Source organism: Nonlabens sp. Asnod2-A12 (assembly GCF_045063745.1).
Lineage (GTDB): Bacteria > Bacteroidota > Bacteroidia > Flavobacteriales > Flavobacteriaceae > Nonlabens > Nonlabens xylanidelens.
Window position 1 is genome coordinate 1,690,721 of the sequence record NZ_JBEFOB010000003.1, and the last position, 18,628, is coordinate 1,709,348.

General features: G+C 36.1%; 14 protein-coding genes and 1 tRNA gene. 10 read left to right on the top strand and 5 right to left on the bottom strand.

Annotation, left to right across the window (positions count from 1 at the left end; genetic code table 11):
- Positions 1-133: 133 nt before the first annotated feature.
- From ACJJVJ_RS07820 to porU, 5 genes are all read right to left on the bottom strand, one after another.
- Positions 134-1,777: a pyruvate dehydrogenase complex dihydrolipoamide acetyltransferase gene (locus ACJJVJ_RS07820; protein ID WP_405369788.1), complete on the bottom strand. Its 1,644-nt coding sequence runs from the start codon at positions 1,775-1,777 to the stop codon at positions 134-136.
- A gap of 3 nt (positions 1,778-1,780) precedes the next feature.
- The gene (pdhA, locus tag ACJJVJ_RS07825) at positions 1,781-2,779 is read right to left on the bottom strand and encodes a pyruvate dehydrogenase (acetyl-transferring) E1 component subunit alpha (protein WP_104514637.1); all 999 of its coding nucleotides are present in this window, start codon (positions 2,777-2,779) and stop codon (positions 1,781-1,783) included.
- Positions 2,780-2,931: 152 nt separating this feature from the next.
- Positions 2,932-3,414 carry a cytidine deaminase gene (gene cdd, locus ACJJVJ_RS07830; RefSeq protein WP_104514636.1) on the bottom strand — a complete coding sequence of 161 codons (483 nt, stop codon included), beginning with the start codon at positions 3,412-3,414 and terminating at the stop codon, positions 2,932-2,934.
- A 3-nt stretch (positions 3,415-3,417) separates the two neighbouring features.
- Positions 3,418-4,572: a type IX secretion system outer membrane channel protein PorV gene (porV, locus tag ACJJVJ_RS07835; protein ID WP_104514635.1), complete on the bottom strand. Its 1,155-nt coding sequence runs from the start codon at positions 4,570-4,572 to the stop codon at positions 3,418-3,420.
- A gap of 43 nt (positions 4,573-4,615) precedes the next feature.
- Positions 4,616-8,461, bottom strand: a complete 3,846-nt coding sequence (porU, locus tag ACJJVJ_RS07840; RefSeq protein ID WP_405369789.1) for a type IX secretion system sortase PorU — start codon at positions 8,459-8,461, stop codon at positions 4,616-4,618.
- A gap of 196 nt (positions 8,462-8,657) precedes the next feature.
- Between porU and gldJ the strand changes: the two genes are divergently transcribed.
- From gldJ to ACJJVJ_RS07890, 10 genes are all read left to right on the top strand, one after another.
- Complete coding sequence (gene gldJ, locus ACJJVJ_RS07845) at positions 8,658-10,349, top strand: gliding motility lipoprotein GldJ (RefSeq protein ID WP_405369790.1); 1,692 nt, start codon at positions 8,658-8,660, stop codon at positions 10,347-10,349.
- A gap of 75 nt (positions 10,350-10,424) precedes the next feature.
- Positions 10,425-11,690: a UDP-N-acetylmuramoyl-tripeptide--D-alanyl-D-alanine ligase gene (gene murF, locus ACJJVJ_RS07850; protein WP_405369791.1), complete on the top strand. Its 1,266-nt coding sequence runs from the start codon at positions 10,425-10,427 to the stop codon at positions 11,688-11,690.
- Positions 11,691-11,768: 78 nt separating this feature from the next.
- Positions 11,769-11,841: transfer RNA gene (locus ACJJVJ_RS07855), tRNA-Phe, on the top strand.
- A gap of 228 nt (positions 11,842-12,069) precedes the next feature.
- Entirely contained in the window at positions 12,070-12,825 is a 756-nt protein-coding gene (locus ACJJVJ_RS07860; protein ID WP_405369792.1) for a hypothetical protein, read from the top strand.
- A gap of 217 nt (positions 12,826-13,042) precedes the next feature.
- Positions 13,043-13,777 (top strand): type III pantothenate kinase, encoded by a 735-nt coding sequence (locus tag ACJJVJ_RS07865; protein ID WP_405369793.1) that lies wholly within the window; start codon positions 13,043-13,045, stop codon positions 13,775-13,777.
- The gene (locus tag ACJJVJ_RS07870) at positions 13,774-15,039 is read left to right on the top strand and encodes a hypothetical protein (RefSeq protein ID WP_405369794.1); all 1,266 of its coding nucleotides are present in this window, start codon (positions 13,774-13,776) and stop codon (positions 15,037-15,039) included. The genes ACJJVJ_RS07865 and ACJJVJ_RS07870 overlap by 4 nt, the downstream gene beginning before the upstream one ends.
- 20 nt (positions 15,040-15,059) lie before the next feature.
- Positions 15,060-16,418: a hypothetical protein gene (locus ACJJVJ_RS07875; protein ID WP_104514630.1), complete on the top strand. Its 1,359-nt coding sequence runs from the start codon at positions 15,060-15,062 to the stop codon at positions 16,416-16,418.
- The gene (gene lptC, locus ACJJVJ_RS07880; RefSeq protein WP_405369795.1) at positions 16,418-17,011 is read left to right on the top strand and encodes an LPS export ABC transporter periplasmic protein LptC; all 594 of its coding nucleotides are present in this window, start codon (positions 16,418-16,420) and stop codon (positions 17,009-17,011) included. The genes ACJJVJ_RS07875 and lptC overlap by 1 nt, the downstream gene beginning before the upstream one ends.
- Positions 17,004-17,198: a hypothetical protein gene (locus tag ACJJVJ_RS07885; RefSeq protein WP_104514628.1), complete on the top strand. Its 195-nt coding sequence runs from the start codon at positions 17,004-17,006 to the stop codon at positions 17,196-17,198. Before lptC ends, ACJJVJ_RS07885 begins: the two co-directional genes overlap by 8 nt.
- The gene (locus tag ACJJVJ_RS07890) at positions 17,198-18,469 is read left to right on the top strand and encodes a hemolysin family protein (RefSeq protein ID WP_405369796.1); all 1,272 of its coding nucleotides are present in this window, start codon (positions 17,198-17,200) and stop codon (positions 18,467-18,469) included. Before ACJJVJ_RS07885 ends, ACJJVJ_RS07890 begins: the two co-directional genes overlap by 1 nt.
- Positions 18,470-18,628: the final 159 nt, after the last annotated feature.

The following is an 18,628-nucleotide window of genomic DNA, read 5'->3' on the forward strand; positions in this document are numbered from 1 at the left end:
TAGTTGAAGTAAAGATAGTTATTTAGTTAAAGAGTAAAGAACAGATCTAGAGTAGGAAATATTTAAAAAGAGAAATCAAAAAAGCCAAATCTTGCGATTTGGCTTTTGAATAATTATCTATGAATTATGTAAATTACATATACATTACAATTGGATTCTCGATATAAGACTGGAAAGTCTGCAAGAATGCAGCACCTGTTGCTCCATCTACAGTTCTATGATCGCAAGCTAGTGTAATCTTCATCACATTACCTACTACTATCTGACCGTCTTTTACAACTGGTTTTTGAACAATAGCACCTACAGACATAATAGCACTGTTAGGCTGGTTAATGATAGAAGTAAACTCTGTAATACCGAACATACCTAGGTTAGAAATAGTAAAAGTACTTCCTTCCATTTCTTTAGGTTGTAATTTCTTATTACGTGCTTTACCTGCCAGTTCTCTTACTTTACCACCTATTTGTTGCATACTCATCTGGTCTGCAAATGGTAACACTGGCACAAGAAGACCGTCATCTACAGCAACTGCTACACCTATATGGATGTGCTTTGCAATAATGGTATTCTTATCTGTCCACTGTGTATTCACTTTAGGATGTAATCTTAACGCCATCGCTGCCGCTTTAATTACCATATCGTTAAAGCTAATTTTAGTATCAGGTAATTGATTAATTGCTTTTCTACTAGCGATAGCATTATCCATATCTAGATCGATAGTAAGATAATAATGAGGCGCTGTAAACTTAGACTGACCTAAGCGTTTTGCAATTGTTTTTCTCATTTGAGAATTAGGAACCTCTTCAAAAGTTTCTGTTCCTACAGATACAAAAGAACTACCAGATGATGCAGCTGCAGCACTAGGTGTAAAACTCTCTATATCACTTTTTACAATACGTCCATTTTCTCCAGATCCAGAAACCTGACTTAAGTCGATTCCTTTTTCTTCGGCCATTTTCTTTGCAAGTGGAGATGCAAAAATACGTCCACCGGTTGCAGCAGCGTTAGAAGACTTGTTAGAAGAAGATGCTACAGGAGCGGCTTCTTTTTTAGCCTCTACTTTCTTAGGCTCTGACTTTGGAGCTTCTTTCTTCGGCTCTTCTTTCTTTTCTTCTTTTTTAGGAGCAGCAGTTTTACTTGCACTTATTCCTGAAACATCAGTTCCTGCAGGGCCTATGATAGCTAATAGCGTATCTACCTTTGCAGTTTCTCCTTCTTGAATACCTATCTTAAGAAGTGTACCACTGTTAAAAGATTCAAATTCCATCGTTGCCTTATCGGTTTCGATTTCTGCAAGGATATCACCTTCTTCAACAGAATCTCCTTCTTGTTTTAACCATGACGCTACAGTACCTTCTTCCATTGTATCACTAAGACGTGGCATGTTAACAATAACAACACCATCAGGAATATCAGAACTCGCACTAGCTTCTTCTTGATCATCTGAAGACGCTTCTTCTTTTGAATCAGCATCTGCAGTAGTTTCATCACTAGTTTCAGAACCTGATCCACCTTCTAGCAAACTAGAAATATCTTCACCTTCTTCTCCTATAATACATAGCAATTGATCAACAGGAGCAGTTTCTCCTTCTTGAACACCTATGTGTAGTAACGTACCGTTTTGGAATGATTCAAATTCCATGGTAGCTTTATCAGTTTCAATTTCTGCAAGGATATCTCCTTCTTCCACCTTATCACCTACTTTCTTCAACCACGCAGCTACAACACCTTCTTCCATGGTGTCACTTAAACGTGGCATGTTAACTATCTCTGCCATAACTTATGATTTTGCTGGTAAAAATGGATAATCTTCTTGTTCATATACAGCGTCATACATCACACTTTGTTCTGGGAACGGTGACTCTTCTGCAAACTTCTCACATTCTGCAACACGTTCTTTAACACGTTTTGCAACATCTTTAAAGTGATCTTCAGACATGTTGTGATCGCTCATCAATCTATCTTTCACTTGCGTGATAGGATCAATTTTTTGATATTCGGCAACCTCGTCTTTAGTTCTATATTTTTGAGCATCACTCATAGAGTGACCTCTGTAACGATATGTTTTTAATTCTAAGAAAGTTGGTCCACCACCAGAGCGAGCTCTTTCAATTGCTTCAGACATAGCCTCGGCAACTTTTTCTGGATCCATGGCATCTACTGGTCCACAAGGCATTTCATAACCTAGACCTAGTTTCCATATATCTGTATGGTTTGCAGTACGAGCAACACTTGTACCCATAGCATAACCATTATTTTCTACACAAAATACTACTGGTAAATTCCATAACATAGCAAGGTTAAACGCTTCATGCAAAGAACCCTGACGTGCAGCACCATCACCAAAAAAGGTAAGTGTAACAGCGTTAACACCGTGAAATTTATCACCGAATGCGATACCAGCACCAAGAGGTATTTGCCCTCCTACGATACCGTGACCACCATAGAAACGGTGTTCTTTAGAAAAAATATGCATAGAACCACCTAGTCCTTGAGAAGTACCAGTTGCTTTACCATAAAGCTCTGCCATTACTCTTTTAGGGTCTACACCCATTCCTATAGGTTGTACGTGATTACGGTATGCGGTAATCATTTTATCCTTTGTAAGATCCATTGCGTGTAGTGCTCCTGCAAGAATTGCTTCTTGACCATTGTATAGGTGCAAAAATCCACGAACTTTTTGTTGGATATAAACCTGAGCTAATTTGTCCTCAAACTTTCTCCAGAAAAGCATTTCCTCGTACCAGTTCAGTAAGACGTCTTTAGTGACTTTTTTCATGTAATTATATGTTAAGTGGTCCGCTTTCGCGAAAGCGGAACAAAGATCAAATATAAAGATCCTTTCCTAACTTTTGCTCAAGCTGCAGAACAAAAATAGACGAAAAAAAGGTAAGGAAAAACCTATTTATGGGTTAAAATTGTACGCAATCGTTATAGATAATTCTTATCGAACACGAGCGGCAATAAATCACTCAAGGAATCTGACTTTAAAACCTTGCCAGCAGCTCCCATAAAATATAGCTCTATATCGTTTTCTTGATTATTCTCATACTCAGCTATAGACTGCCTGCATGCGCCACAAGGCGGCACTGGTTTATGAAAAGAATCGTCTTTGGGACTAGCTGTAATAGCCATTTTTAAAACAGCAACACCAGGGTATTGAGATCCTGCCGCAAATATAGCAACACGCTCTGCACACAATCCTGACGGATAAGCAGCATTCTCCTGATTATTACCTGTTATTATCTCACCGTTTTCTAATAACAATGCACAACCTACTGTAAAATTTGAGTAAGGTGCATATGCACGGTGACGAGCCTCTATAGCCAGATCCATAAGTGAATGATCTGGTGCAGCAAGCTCTTCTATATTATCGTATACCTCGAGGGTAGTGTGTAGTTCTAATTTTTTGATAGTCTAGTATTCTGTGTATTCGTCACCGAAGTTAAAAGTAAGTCCAAATCTTAATGTCCCTTCTAGTGGACTATTTACCCTACTTGTAGAAAATAAATAAGATAAGTCAATGTTGATTTGAGAGAATTCAAAACCTGCCCCTAGTGAAAGAAACTGTCTAGCTCCCTTATCATCTGCTTCATTAAAATATCCTGCACGTAGAGCAAAAGCATCATTATAGGTATACTCTGCACCTAAAGCCCAAGTAAATTCTCTAAGCTCTTCACTTATACCACCTGGCGCATCACCAAATGATTGAAAAATACCTGAAATAAAAGTTACATCATCATCTTCACCTTCTATGATCTCACCAGTAGTATCGTCTAAAATCGGTGGCGTAGGGACTAAAAGTTTATTCACCTCGGCAGTTACACCTATCTTACTAAAACCATCGTTAAGGATAAAGTCAAATCCACCACCTAAAGCTAAGTTAGTAGGAATAAAATTTTCTTGCCCGCCAGCATCATAAGTAATCTTAGGACCAATGTTAGAGATATTAAATCCGGCTCTCCATCTACCATTGAAATCATTATAAGCTTCTTCTTCTGACTGGTAATATCCAGAAACATCTACGGCAAAACTATTTGCCGCACTAGCGTCACTATCTACTCCTTGAATACGTAAATCAGATCTTAAAAAACGACCTGTTACCGCCATGGCAAACTGCTCACTCAATTTCAAAGAATAAGTACCATCAAGAACAAACTCATTTGGACTTTCTTCTCTACCTGGGTCTGCAGCATCCTGTCGCAGTGTTATGGATCCCAAAGAAAAATATCTTAAACTACCAGCAAAAGCACTTTGCTCATTGATTCTATTTGAATACACTAATTGAGCAATTGCGATATCATCTACTAAATTACCTAAGTAAGGAGTATAAGCTACACCAAATTTATGCTGCCTCGTACTGAAGGCATATTTTGCAGGATTCCATTGTTGCGACCATGCGTCTGGACTAGTAGCTACACCCATATCTCCCATACCAGCAGCTCTAGGATCTCCAGCAATTCTTAAAAAAGGGAGTGCCGTTGTAATTACTCGAGTATCATTATCCTGAGCATTACTTACACTAGGTATTGCAAATGTTACTACTACGAAAAGTAAAAATATTTTCTTCATCAATAAAATTTATGCGGTGACAAATATATGTTAATCAATCTTATTATAAAATCACGAGCTTTTCTACTTTACTCGCAGATTTATTAGTTAACGTAGATTTTACGGTTATCTTATAAATATAAACTCCTTTCCCTAATCGCTGGCCAAAATCATCTCTTCCATCCCAAGTGATTTCTCTAGATGTAAACCCTGTGGTTGTGATGTTTTGATTTTTACTCCAAACTACTTTACCACTTACAGTCATCACTTGTACCTGGACATCTAACGGCTCAAAAGGCCTGTTATGATTGAACCAAAACTCAGTATATGTACTAAAAGGGTTAGGATAATTTAATACTCTAGTTAACTCTACACCATCAGATTCTGACACTACAAACTGAATCTCATTCATAGAACTATTGTTATACGTATCCCATGCGGTAACTTTTAAAGTATGTAATCCTGGCTCTATATCCCTAAGAGGAAAATATACCTTCCCTTGAGTAAAATCATCTTCATCTGCCTCATAGTAATCATTTAAGATAAATGGATTTGTTTCATCACCGTCTAGAATACCAGTAATGTCATGCCCTATACCACTAGAAGTATTAATTCCATTATCATCACTTAAAAAAGCAAGTAAAAACGGATCACTATCCGTAACACCACCAGAAACAAAATTAGTGTCATTCATAAACAACTCCACCTCAGGACCTAAATCGTCTGCAGGTGCATTGCGATTAATACCACCTATTTGAATATCTTGAGAATATCCATTTTGATCTTCTGGTACGTTATCTCTTTTTGCATAAAAAGAAACTCGTCCAGCACCTACTGGTATCTGTGTATCTCTAGGCATGATAAAATCAAACTCAAATTCTCCGTTTGTAATAGTAGCCTGACCTCTAAAAAGAGCTTCACCTAATTGATCAAAAGGCAAGACTATTATAGGATCACCAGCCACTGCTGTATCTCTGGTATTGTCGTTTGCCAAAGTTTCTCTGCTTATATTTTTATCAAACACAGTTACATAAAGAGTACCGTTATAATCGTTGATTCGATTTCCAGGAATCGTTTGCACCTCTCCACCTAAAGAAACACGATCTAAAGCCTGTAACACATCTGTATTTGTCGCAATAGGATTTCCATTAACAGTATTAAGAACTACACGAGGCTGAGGAAAAGCTAATTTTAATGCCGGATCTCCTATAAAAGTAATAACTCTACGAGTGGAAGTAGATTGAAAACTAGGATCTGTTTTTGCTAGTCGTAACGCTTCAGCCATTGAAACTGGCTCAACATTATCATAACCAAAAATGTACTGATCTAATATATTATTAAAACCAGCACCTACATTAACAAAAATCAAACGGTTAGTTGCCACTGAAGCGATAGCTCCACCTTCTGGATTCAGGTAAGTTAACTCACCACCACTAACACGCAACGGATTATCAAATCGTGTAAATTCACATGTTACCGAAATAAACAACGGTAATGTATTAGGATTACGCAAGTTCTGAACAAGCGATTGAGTTATAATAAACTCTCTTGCGAGCCCATCTTCATTTCCATGACCAAAATAATTTATAACCAAAGAACCCTGTTCAAAAGCATCTCTTATATCATTAACAGCATCTGGATATTTAGGTCCACCAGCCGTACTAAATTGCTCATAACTATCTAACAATATTTTATTTACGTTATAATCAGGTCTGTTTAAAAATATCTCATCACCTAGATCATTTACATTTTCTTGCAATATTCTATCAGAAAGAATATCCACATCATCACCTATCAACGCGATATTATTTCTCCATTTATTAAAAGCAGGCTCTGCAGTATAACTGATCACCTTATCCACCATCTCTCTAGCTTCTTGAATATCACTCACTATCATGCGCCCCACAGCTATATCCATGAGATTATTTGCAGCGACTGTCCCCTCACCATTATCCATGAAAGCAAAAAAATCATCTGTACAAAAAGAAGCCGTTAATGAAGTACTCTCTAAAGAAAGATAAGACGGCACGATATTATCTCTTATCCTTAATCTATCCTTATAGTCAAAACTCGCATCACCAAATAAATTTACAAACTGCACCCTATTTGCTGGTGAAGATGCATTATCATAAACATACCTCACAAAATTCCTAATAGCACTTAAATCTTGTCTACCCTCAGAAAACTCGTTATAAATCTCTTGCAAAGTCACCACTTTAGTATTGAGATTACTCTCGGTGATATGGTAATTTGCAAGTCTTTGTGCTTCTGACTGTAAAAACTCTGCCGTAATAATTAAATAATCTATATCTCTAAAATTACCTGATCGGTCATTAAAAATAGTCCCTTTTAAATTCTGATTTACAACAGTACTATTCCTTACACTCACCACATTGTAAAAATCTGAAGAGTCAACCGCTAGATACTCTTTAGTTTGCCCACCATTATCAGTAAAAGAAAAAGTAGCGTCTTGCAAATTGTTAGTAACCTTACGTACATTATTAACATCAGTTATATCCCATACCTCACTTATTTGAGATGCATTAGAGAATTGATATTCTACCACACCACTTTGAGACGCAGCATTAGGTACATCAAATCTAAATTGTTCGTTTTTACCGGTTAAACTCTGAGGTATCTCTAAACTTATATAGTCCAAATAACCAGACGCTCCAGGGTTTCCAGAATTATCATAAGACACATTAACAGAAACCATATCAGAACTAATACTAGCATTAGACACTAGTAGAGTTGCCCTAGCCGCAGCGCGTATGTTTTGCCCTGCCACACCACTTAACGAAGATGTACCAAGAGCCACATCATTTAAACTAAAGCTCATACTTGTATCATTATCTGACACTGCTCCAGTGGCTATTCTCACTACGGCAGGTAAAGTACTTCGTACATTTTCAAACTCAAATTCAAAAACTTGCTCTGGTTCAAAATCAAAACGCTCACCATACCATACACGACCTATAGAGGCTATATTTACCAGATCCACCTCATGGTGTTGCCTAGCATAATAATAATCATAAGTAATAGCTGGTACAGCACTGGGTTGCACAAATGGTAAAATACGTTTACCAATAGCCCCATCTACCGTTAGATAATAAAAAGACTCATCTGTATAAGGATTAATAAAACTATCGTTTTCACTAACGTAATCTGTATTTGTAGCAATTCCGTAAAACAAGATCTCATCTCCATTATCAAACCTACCATCTTCACCACCTGTAACGGTAATAGCAACCTCAGGAGCATCAAATAATTGATCATCACTATTAACTAAAGGCAACGATGTACCTCCCTGACCATAAACCTTAATTCTAGCAGGGTCGATAGAATTAACATCTATACCTAAATTAGATAAGAAAGACCTGCTTATTTTATTTACACCAGTTCTCTCTACCTTAAATCTGTACCAATTTCCAGATGCTAAAATAGAATTACTAAAGCTTGCGTTTTTAACCTGAAATTGCGCCGGCGCATAAGAATAGCTGTAGTTAAAAGAAACTACCTTCTTATACTGATTTCCATCCTTAAAAATTGGTGTTATTTTTAATTGAGCATAGTTACGCTTTCGCGAAAGCGCATTTCTTAAAGAGTATTGAAACCCATTAGAAATTTGTGATGGATTTAACTGTCCAAGATCTGTTACTCTTATCGTCTCTGTCTTCAAATTTGTTATTTCAACAGAGAATTCATCAACTTTTTGATTTATTTGAAAACTTTTAATCCAAAATAAATCTCGCCCATCAAAACTATGGTTTTCTCTAAAATACGGAACTTTAATTTGCTGATCACCGATATCAAAGGATTCCAAATCCTTCCAATCAATTACCTCTCGACCACTTTGAGCAAGCGCGCTAGCATTAAGAAGTAAAATTATTAAGTAGAAAAAATGCTTCATCGATACACTAACGGCTGTTAATATGAATTAGTATTTAAAAATATTCACAAAATTTTAAGATAACGCATAATAATCGCAATTCGTCGTCGTTTAATATGCTTGAACGACAAATGTAACGCGAATTATACGAATTAATGCTTTCGTATTAGATTGAAATAATTATATTGCGACTCATTTTTCAAAACAAATTCTTAAAATGAAGAAGTACTTTGCAGTAAAAGCAGTCTTTACTCTCTTCGCCGGAATGGCGATAGTGAGTTGTGGTGGTGGTGGAAACGACTACACATCCACATCTCGTGGAACCGGTTGGGACGTCACCGGTAAAAACGGATTTGAACTTAACACAAAATATAAAGAACAAGATACAGGACCTGGTCTTGTCTTTGTAGAAGGTGGAACATTCACGATGGGTCGTGTTAAAGATGACCCTATGCATGATTGGAACAACACTCCTAATCAACAGCATGTTCAATCTTTTTACATTGATGAAACTGAAGTTACTAATGGTATGTACCTTGAGATGTTAGAATACATCAAAGCTGTCTTCCCACCAGAAGATGAAGAATACCGTAACATTTATAACGGCGCAGTTCCTGATACATTAGTATGGAGAAATCGCTTAGGTTACAATGAAGAAATGACTAAAAACTACTTACGTCACCCAGCTTACCAAAACTACCCTGTAGTAGGTGTAACATGGATACAGTCTGTAGAATATGCTAACTGGAGAACTGATCGTGTAAACGAATTAATTCTTAATGAGCAAGGTTATACGTCTAAAGACGCTCTAGCAAATCAAGAGGCTGGTGCAACATTTAGTACTGAAACTTATTTGAACGCTCCGACTCTAACTTATGGTGGTGACGAAGAAAAGACAAAAGGTGGAAAAAGATCTGAACAATTAGAAAAGCAAAAAACAGCAAAAGCAGCTAAACAAGGTGATGGTACTGGTGAAGCAAGTGGCTTATATGTAACAAGAAAAGATGGTGTTATTTTACCAGGTTATAGACTACCTACTGAAGCTGAGTGGGAATATGCTGCTCTAGGTTTAGGAAGTGTACGTGAGTATAACGCATACCGTGGTAGAAAGAAATACCCTTGGGATGGACAATACACTAGAAGTGGAAAACGCAAAACTCGTGGTGACCACATGGCTAACTTTAAGCAAGGTGATGGTGATTACGGTGGTATAGCTGGATGGAGTGATGATGGTGCAGATATCACAGCTCCTGTTAAGTTTTATGAGCCTAACGATTTTGGTGTTTATGAAATGGCAGGTAATGTTTCTGAATGGGTTGCTGATGTTTATCGTCCTATGGTAGATGACGAGTTTAACGACTTTAACTATTACCGTGGTAACGTTTACACAAGAAACAAAATAGGTGCAGATGGAATGATTGCAATTGTAAGCGCAGACTCTATTCCTTATGACACACTTAGTAATGGTAAAGTTATAGCTCGTGCATTGCCAGGTGAAATCCAACAAGAAGCTATCGATGATGATGAGACTTATCTAAGAACTAACTTTGATAGAAGTGATAACCGTGACTTCCGTGATGGTGATGCTCAATCAACTAAATACTTTGATAAAAAAGATCGTCTTGATGATGAAAATAACAGAATGTACAATTCTCCTAATCACAGTGTAACTGCAGATTCATTAGGTAACCTAGATCGTCAATACGACAAGGATACTAACAGAACTTCACTAATCAATAACGAAGTAAGAGTTATTAAAGGTGGATCATGGAGAGATAGAGCATACTGGTTAGACCCAGCGGCTAGAAGATCATACCCACAAGATATGGCTAAGGATGACTTAGGTTTCCGTTGTGCAATGTCTAGAGTAGGTTCTAAAGCAAAGAAAACTAAAAGACCTCGTAACTAATAAATCGAGACCTTTCATATTTACAAAGAAGCCCTTATTTTTAAGGGCTTTTTTAATACCCTAAATTGAAACTAAATGTTAGAACAACTTCATCAAATCTTCTTAAAATCTAACGGAGTGAATACAGACACTCGTAGCATAGAAAAAGATCAATTATTCTTTGCTCTTACAGGAGATAATTTTGATGGCAATCAATATATAGAACAAGCGTTAAACAATGGCGCCATTCATGCAATAAGCAGCGACACTAAATGGTCGACAAACCCCAAAGTAACCGTTGTAAAAAACACCCTTACAACACTACAAGAACTGGCCACCTTTCATAGAAACCAACTTAACATTCCCATTATTGCTCTCACCGGAAGCAACGGCAAAACCACCACTAAGGAACTTATACTATCAGTATTGTCAAATCAATTCAAAGTAAAAGGAACTAAAGGAAACTTAAACAATCACATTGGCGTTCCACTAACTCTTCTCTCCTTTGACTCTAGTCTACAAATAGGAATAGTAGAATTGGGCGCAAATCACCCAAAAGAAATCGCTGCATTATGCGATATAGCTCAACCTAATATAGGACTTATAACAAATTATGGAAAAGCCCATCTAGAAGGGTTTGGTAGTATAGAAGGTGTAAAAAATAGTAAAAGCGAACTATATAACTACCTGAAAGAAACCAACGGAAAAGTTATTGTAGGCAAATGGGATCCTGAACAGATAGTTAGAACCGTAGGAATGAATCAATTTTTCACTCCATCGAACACCAGCATTCATTCAAATACCCCTTATATACAATTTATCGCAGAAGGTAATTTAATCAAAACACAATTAACAGGTGTGTACAATTATCACAACGCACTGTTTGCTTACACAGTAGGGAAACTAATGGAAATGCAAACAGAACAGGTTGTTTCAGGCATAGAAAACTACGCTCCCAAAAACAACAGATCTCAAATCATCATAAAGAATAAAACTAAAATCATATTAGACGCCTATAATGCAAACCCAAGTAGCATGAAGGTTGCATTAGAAAATTTAGCCTCCCAAAACTACACTAATAAAATAGCCATTTTAGGCGACATGTTCGAGTTAGGCGCATATGCCGCAGAAGAACATCAAAACATTGCATCTCTTACGCAGAAACTAAAAATAAATGACGTTTATCTAATAGGGAAAAACTTTTTCAAATCAGAAGTCAAATCAGCCATACAATTTGAAGACCTTACTACTTTTCTAGAAAAAACAGACTTAAACACTGACAAAGAACAAGTTATATTAATAAAAGGTTCTAGAGGAATGAGTTTAGAAAAAATACTAGAAAGCAAAACACTTAAAAATTAAAAATAATTTGAAAAAAAACCTGAAAAAAACTTTTTTCAAGTAAAAAAAGATGTAAGTTTGCAACCGCTTACGAGCAATGGTACCTTAGCTCAGTTGGTAGAGCAAAGGACTGAAAATCCTTGTGTCCCTGGTTCGATTCCTGGAGGTACCACTTAAAAGCCCGATCTCATGATCGGGCTTTTTTATTTCAAACAATTTCAACTCAAATTTCACTCTAAACTACCACGTAGATTTTCTTCAATTAAACTATAATAAATAAAATCCAACGAAATACTCCAAGCAAACTCTAATAAGAAAAGTACATAAAAAAAATAACAGATAGTGAAAATTAAATAAATTAGCCGATCAACAAATAAACTTTTAACCAACCAACATTACAATGAAAATTACATTACAATTTTGCACAATTTTAGCCTTATATCTTTTTAACTTAACACAAGCATATGCACAAGAGGAAACAACTCTAGCTTCCAAAAATGGAATTAAAATAACATATCAATTATTATTAGAGGAAGAAACCAAACGTAAAGACAAATACATTTTAATAGTAACAACGACAAATACAAACGATCAGGATTTATACTATGAAATACCAATGCTAACTCCAGACTTCAAAAACTCAATTGAGATGAACGCAAGTCTAGCTAATTTCGCAAAGATCAAAATCAGAAACTCTACTGGAATGTTTGGAGACGGAGTGTCTGTCACAGGTGAAGAAACAACCTTACTAACAACAGCTAACACAAGCCTTATGCTCATAAGAAGTGGCGAAATGTTACATTCTGAAACTACTTTTAAAGTAAGGAGTGGTAAAAAACCACTTATCACAAATTCATTCACCAGACTGTTCAAACCTTTAAATGAATTTGACTTGCAAATTAGTTCAGCTATGATAGATGGTAATTACACATCAACTTGCGGGAATATATTGATAAACATCGAAAGCGGTAAAGACCCTACTAAAGGTGACATAATAATACAAACTGTAAACGGAAAACAATTCACATGGTTAAGAACAACAGATACAACCTTCATTAGAGAAAACAACGATGGCTATACATTAAGCTACAACCAAAACAAAGAATCATTTCACTATTCTACATCTGATGGAATCAGTTGCACTTGGGAGAAATAATACTAAAAGTATTTATAGATAAATTACAATGCGAATTTCAACCTTAAACAACCATAGCTAGCGGTAATATCTGTTATAGGTTAAATTCGTATTGTAATTTCAATTTTTATATACGCAGTTTCATTTTCTCAATCGACTCGTCTTCATAAATAAAATTTAAGATAGCAAGTTTATAAACCAGAGCAACACCATTCACCCCAAAAAAAAATATCACATTATGATTTTAATAATAGATATAGGTAACACATCCATAAAAATGGCTGTTATGGATCAGGGGAATATTTACAAAGTTTTACGTACCGATAATAAAAGTTTCGAATCGCTTATACAAAAAACAATTAAGCAATATCCAGCCATAGAAGAAGCAGCTATTTGCAACGTAGGTTCTTTTCCAAAGGAATTAATGGAGCTTTTAAGAACAACATTTAAAACAGTATTTGAGGTTAATAACAGCATTAAACTACCCTTTAACAATCATTATCAAAGCTTAACACTGGGTAACGACCGTATTGCCTTGGTCGCTGGAGCACTATCTACAGCATCTAAAAATAACGCCCTACTAGTGATAGACGCTGGTACCTGCGTGACTTATGACTATGTAGATGAAAAAGAAAATTATTTCGGAGGCGCTATATCACCAGGTTTACGATTACGTTATGAATCCCTTCATAATTTTACGGCAAACCTACCGTTATTACATTCAGAACATGTAACAGACATAATAGGAAACACCACGCAAACCTCGATTCACAGTGGGGTTGTTAACGGTCTTAGCCAAGAAATCAAAGGAGTTATCAAGCAATACAAAAAGTCTAATAAAAATTTAGAAGTATTTATAACCGGTGGAGATAGTGAACTATTGATAAAACAACTAAAAAACCGTTTCTTTGCCACGCCTTTTTTGATGCTACATGGCATCCATTATTTATATTTATTTAATAAAAACCTATGATCAGAAGTTTTTTAATCGCGGTAGTGATTTTATTTAGCATGAATAGCTTTGCACAATCGCGTACTTCATCACCTTATTCATTCTTTGGACTGGGACAGCAAACCTTTAAAGGTACCATTGAAAACCGTAGCATGGGAAGCATGTCCACTTATGTAGATAGTATCCACATAAACTTAAGAAACCCTGCCGCCTATGCAAACCTTAGAGTAACCACCTATTCACTAGGTGCTTTGCACTCAAAAACATCTGCATCTACAGAGACAGAAAGCGACTCTTATGACGCGACTTCTATAGAATATGTAAGTATCGGTATACCTGTTGGAAGTAAAGCAGCCTTCGGTTTTGGATTAGTTCCATTTAACTCGGTAGGATATGAAATAGGTAGCGTTACAGAAACTTTATATGCTAACTACACAGGAGAAGGAAGTATTAACCGCGCTTATTTAGGAGCAGGTTATAAATTAACCCCTTCATTAAGTATAGGCGCCGAGTTTAGATACAACTTTGGTGAAGAAACTAACTCCTCTAGTATAGCAACTAGCACGGTTCAATTAGGAACTAATGAAACTAATGAAACTGATTTTAGTGGTGCATCATACAACTTTGGTTTACACTATCAGAGAATGATAACTGATAAATTAGAAATACAAGCAAGTGCAGTTTACAGTCCAGAAAGTAAATTAAATGCAAAAAATGAACGCAACTTATCTGCATTCATTCTTTCTACCGATTTAATTGAGAGCACAGTAAATGTACGTGATGCCGAATTTGACGAACAGGATTTAAAATTACCATCAGAGTTCACATTAGGAGCTACCATAGGTCAACCACGTAAATGGAATATCGGTGCAGAGTACTCTACAAAAGGCAGCAGTGCTTTAACATCTAGAACATTTGCTCCTGCAGGAACTACATTTACAGACGCTGACTCTTTCAGAGCAGGAGGATTTTACATCCCTAACTACAACAGTATCACCAGTTACTGGGATCGCGTAGTATATCGAGGTGGAATACGCTATGAAGAACTAGGCCTTTCAGTTAGTGGAAACGGAATAGATACAGAAGATATTAACGAGTTTGGCATATCTTTTGGTTTAGGTTTACCAATCGGACGTAGAAACGGTTTCTCAAACGCTAACATAGGATTTGAAATCGGTCAAAGAGGAACCGAAAATGCTGGACTTATTAAAGAAACGTTTTTCAACCTTTCTGTAGGACTTTCACTCAACGATGTTTGGTTCATCAAAAGAAAATATAACTAAGAATAACACAAACCATTATTATGATACTTAGAAATAACTTATTAATAGCATTAACTGTTTTCAGTTTCGCTTTCGCGAAAGCTCAAGCACCAGACGACTGTAATGTAATGTTGAGCATATTTGCTGAAAACGCAAAATCAAAAAATTACAGTGAGGCTTATAAACAATTAGGACCACTAGTAGAAAAATGTCCAGATGCAAGTCTAGCGATATATCAGTATGGTGAGCAAATATTTGAATACCGTCTTAAGAAAAAAGAAGGTGAGCAAAAAGAAAACGTTGACGGTCTATTAGACATGTTAAACACTCAAGTTACTAAGTATGCTGACAAAGTAGATGTAACTAGAAAGAAAATTGAAATAGCTAGAACTATGCAGAAGTACAAAGTAGGTACTACAGAAGAGCAGTTCAACATGCTTAACAATTTATTTAACTCAGACAGAGAAAACTTTACAGACCCTAACGGTATGATGACTTACTTTAGCCTAGCTGAAAAGCAGTTTAAAGCAAATAAATTAAGTCTTCAAGAGCTTTTTAAAATCTATGATGAGTTAACTAGTAATATTGAATCTTTACAAGATGAGAGATCTAAAGTAGTATCTGATCTTTTATCAAAGCAAGAGACTACTGCTCTTACTGATAAAGAAGAAAAGCAAATAGGTTATCAAGAAAAGAACCTTAAAAATTATGGTATCGTAATGCGTAGTGTAAACGGTACGTTAGGTGAACTTGCAGACTGTGATAAATTAATCCCATTGTACGATGCTGAGTTTGAAGCTAACAAAACAAGTAAAGAATGGTTAAGCAACGTACTAGTTAGATTACAGAAAAAAGACTGTACTGATGACCCACTATACATTAAATCTGTTAAAGCATTACACGCTATTAACCCTAGTGCAAAAACTGCTTACGGTCTAGGTAACATCGCTACAAGTACTGACGAGAAATTCAAGTACTGGGATCAAGCTATTGAATTAGGAATCGATAACGATACTAAAGCATACATCTTTTACAAAAAAGGTAACTTATATAAATCAAAAGGACAATTCGGTAGTGCAAGAAGAGCATATCTAGACGCTACAGAATTAAGACCTTCTTTTGGACAGCCTTATTTAAAAATAGCAGATATGGTTGCAAACAGCACAAGTAGCTGTGGAGCAAATCCTCTAGAAAAAAGAGCTATTTACTGGGTTGCTGCTAGATATGCAAGTAAAGCAGGAAGAGTAGACCCATCATTAAAGAGAACTGCTGCTAAGTATGTAGCTAGTTATAATGGTGCTGCACCGAGTAAAGCTGATATATTTGCAAACAGTGCATACAATTCTGGTGACACAATCACTTTTAACTGTTGGATAGGAGAATCTGTAAGAATCCCATAATGAGATCTTACATTCACATATTAAAAATCACGATCACGGCAATAGCCGTGATCTGTTTTTTTGCGTCATGTGATGATAACCTCAAAGAAATCCAGAAAATGGAAATCGCTTCTAACGAACCCATGGGTGAGATAGAAGAAATGTTGTTAAAACATACCGACAGCGGCAAATTAAAACTTACCGTAAAAGGAAAAAAAATGTTAGATTTTTCAAATGATGACTTTCCTTACACAGAATTTCCAGAAGGGATCAAGGTAGAAGTTTACGATTACAGCAATGACAAAACTGAAGTAACCGTAATTACCGCAAATAACGGCATCATGTATGATGACACAAAACTAGTTGACCTTAAAGGTGACGTTCATATAATTACCTCTGACGGCACTACTTTTACAGGAGATCAATTATATTGGGATCAAACCGCAAAGTGGATTTTCACCAATGAGCCATCAGAGACTCTTATTGTTGATGGACAAAATAAAGAGAGCGTAGGAAAAATAACAGGAGCAATCTTAGACGCTAGAGAGGATTTGAAAAAGCATTTTACACGCGACCCAGTCGACAACTTTGTAACACAAAATAATAATGAGTAAACTATACCAATATCTAGAATACGTTTATCTAATTTTTGCCTTACTATTTATTGTTTTAGGAATATTTGAATTAGGTAACACTTTAACTCTCGGCCTTATATTAATTGCCATGGGAGCAGCTGCATTATTTAAGTACTTCTTTCAACGACGTTTTCGTCGTAGATTTGAAGAACGTAATAAACAATAATGCTCGTACAGATACTTATTATCGTATTAATGCTATTGCTGAGTGCTTTTTTCTCAGGAATGGAAATTGCCTATGTATCTTCTAACAAGATACACATAGAACTAGAAAAACGTCAAAACGATTTCATAGGTCGCGTATTACGTAACCTTACCGTACAACCATCTAAGTTCATTATCACCATGCTTATAGGTAATAGCATCTCGCTGGTTATTTACGGCTTTGCCATGGAGACTTTAATGAGTGATATTCTAGTAAATGCATATCCACAATATGCGAGTACGCTCAACAACCTTCTTACCCAGACCGTACTCACTACACTTATTATCCTTCTTACTGCAGAGTTTCTACCTAAAGTATTCTTTCAAATATACTCTAACGAGTTACTCAAGTTTTTTGCCATACCAGCTTATATTTTTTATCTTTTATTCTGGCCAGTTTCGTGGTTTTGCATTTTAATATCTGACTTTATTCTCAAAGCATTTTTTAAATCAGATGGTGACGCATTGCAACTTACTTTCTCAAAATTAGAATTAGGTAATTACATCACAGAGCAAATGGAGAGCGTCCAGGTGCAAGAAGATATAGATACAGAGATACAAATATTTCAAAACGCTTTAGACTTTGGTGGTCTTAAGGCTAGAGAAGTAATGGTACCTAGAACAGAAATTGTAGCCCTACATCAAGAGACTGATATTAAAGATTTGAACAAGAAATTTGTAGCATCTGGGTTATCTAAAATATTAATACACGAGGACACCATAGACGACATTACTGGTTATGTACATAGTTTTGACCTTTTTAAATCACCAGAAAGCATAAAGGACGTTAAACGCAAAGTTGTAAATGTACCAGAAACTATGCTTGCCAAAGATGTTTTAAATCTACTCATAAAACGCCATAAAAGCATCGCTATCGTACTCGATGAATATGGAGGGACGAGAGGCCTAATAACTGTAGAAGATATAATCGAAGAGTTATTTGGAGAGATAGAAGACGAGCACGATTCTGACCAGTTGATAGACTCCCAAATAAGCGATACCGAGTACAAGCTAAGCGCCCGTCTAGAGGTAGATCAAATTAATGAAAACTACAAACTAGACTTGCCTGAGAGTGATCAATACGAGACCTTAGGTGGACTTATCGTTAATGAAACTGCCGGAATTCCAGAAGAAGGTGACATCGTAATTATCGATGGGAATACTTATGAGATCTTAGAAAAATCTGACAATAAAATAGACCTCGTACTTCTCACCTTAGGAGAAAAAGAATAATCGCACCACCTTTATTTATCACCATTTTATTAGAACTAAGATAATGGGATGGAAAATAATTCCGCTTTCGCGAAAGCGGAATCCAAACCATTACTTCTACTCTATTCTAATTTATAGATAAAAAGCTCTTTTTAAAACAACATGATACTTTAATTATTA

What these genes read in the sequence shown, in the direction of transcription:
- murF (WP_405369791.1), top strand. Translation starts at nt 10,425, where the DNA reads ATGTTAGAACAACTTCATCAAATCTTCTTAAAATCTAACGGAGTGAAT.
- ACJJVJ_RS07860 (WP_405369792.1), top strand. Translation starts at nt 12,070, where the DNA reads ATGAAAATTACATTACAATTTTGCACAATTTTAGCCTTATATCTTTTT.
- lptC (WP_405369795.1), top strand. Translation starts at nt 16,418, where the DNA reads ATGAGATCTTACATTCACATATTAAAAATCACGATCACGGCAATAGCC.
- ACJJVJ_RS07865 (WP_405369793.1), top strand. Translation starts at nt 13,043, where the DNA reads ATGATTTTAATAATAGATATAGGTAACACATCCATAAAAATGGCTGTT.
- porV (WP_104514635.1), bottom strand. Translation starts at nt 4,572, where the DNA reads ATGAAGAAAATATTTTTACTTTTCGTAGTAGTAACATTTGCAATACCT.
- pdhA (WP_104514637.1), bottom strand. Translation starts at nt 2,779, where the DNA reads ATGAAAAAAGTCACTAAAGACGTCTTACTGAACTGGTACGAGGAAATG.
- ACJJVJ_RS07875 (WP_104514630.1), top strand. Translation starts at nt 15,060, where the DNA reads ATGATACTTAGAAATAACTTATTAATAGCATTAACTGTTTTCAGTTTC.
- ACJJVJ_RS07870 (WP_405369794.1), top strand. Translation starts at nt 13,774, where the DNA reads ATGATCAGAAGTTTTTTAATCGCGGTAGTGATTTTATTTAGCATGAAT.
- ACJJVJ_RS07890 (WP_405369796.1), top strand. Translation starts at nt 17,198, where the DNA reads ATGCTCGTACAGATACTTATTATCGTATTAATGCTATTGCTGAGTGCT.
- gldJ (WP_405369790.1), top strand. Translation starts at nt 8,658, where the DNA reads ATGAAGAAGTACTTTGCAGTAAAAGCAGTCTTTACTCTCTTCGCCGGA.
- ACJJVJ_RS07885 (WP_104514628.1), top strand. Translation starts at nt 17,004, where the DNA reads ATGAGTAAACTATACCAATATCTAGAATACGTTTATCTAATTTTTGCC.
- porU (WP_405369789.1), bottom strand. Translation starts at nt 8,461, where the DNA reads ATGAAGCATTTTTTCTACTTAATAATTTTACTTCTTAATGCTAGCGCG.
- ACJJVJ_RS07820 (WP_405369788.1), bottom strand. Translation starts at nt 1,777, where the DNA reads ATGGCAGAGATAGTTAACATGCCACGTTTAAGTGACACCATGGAAGAA.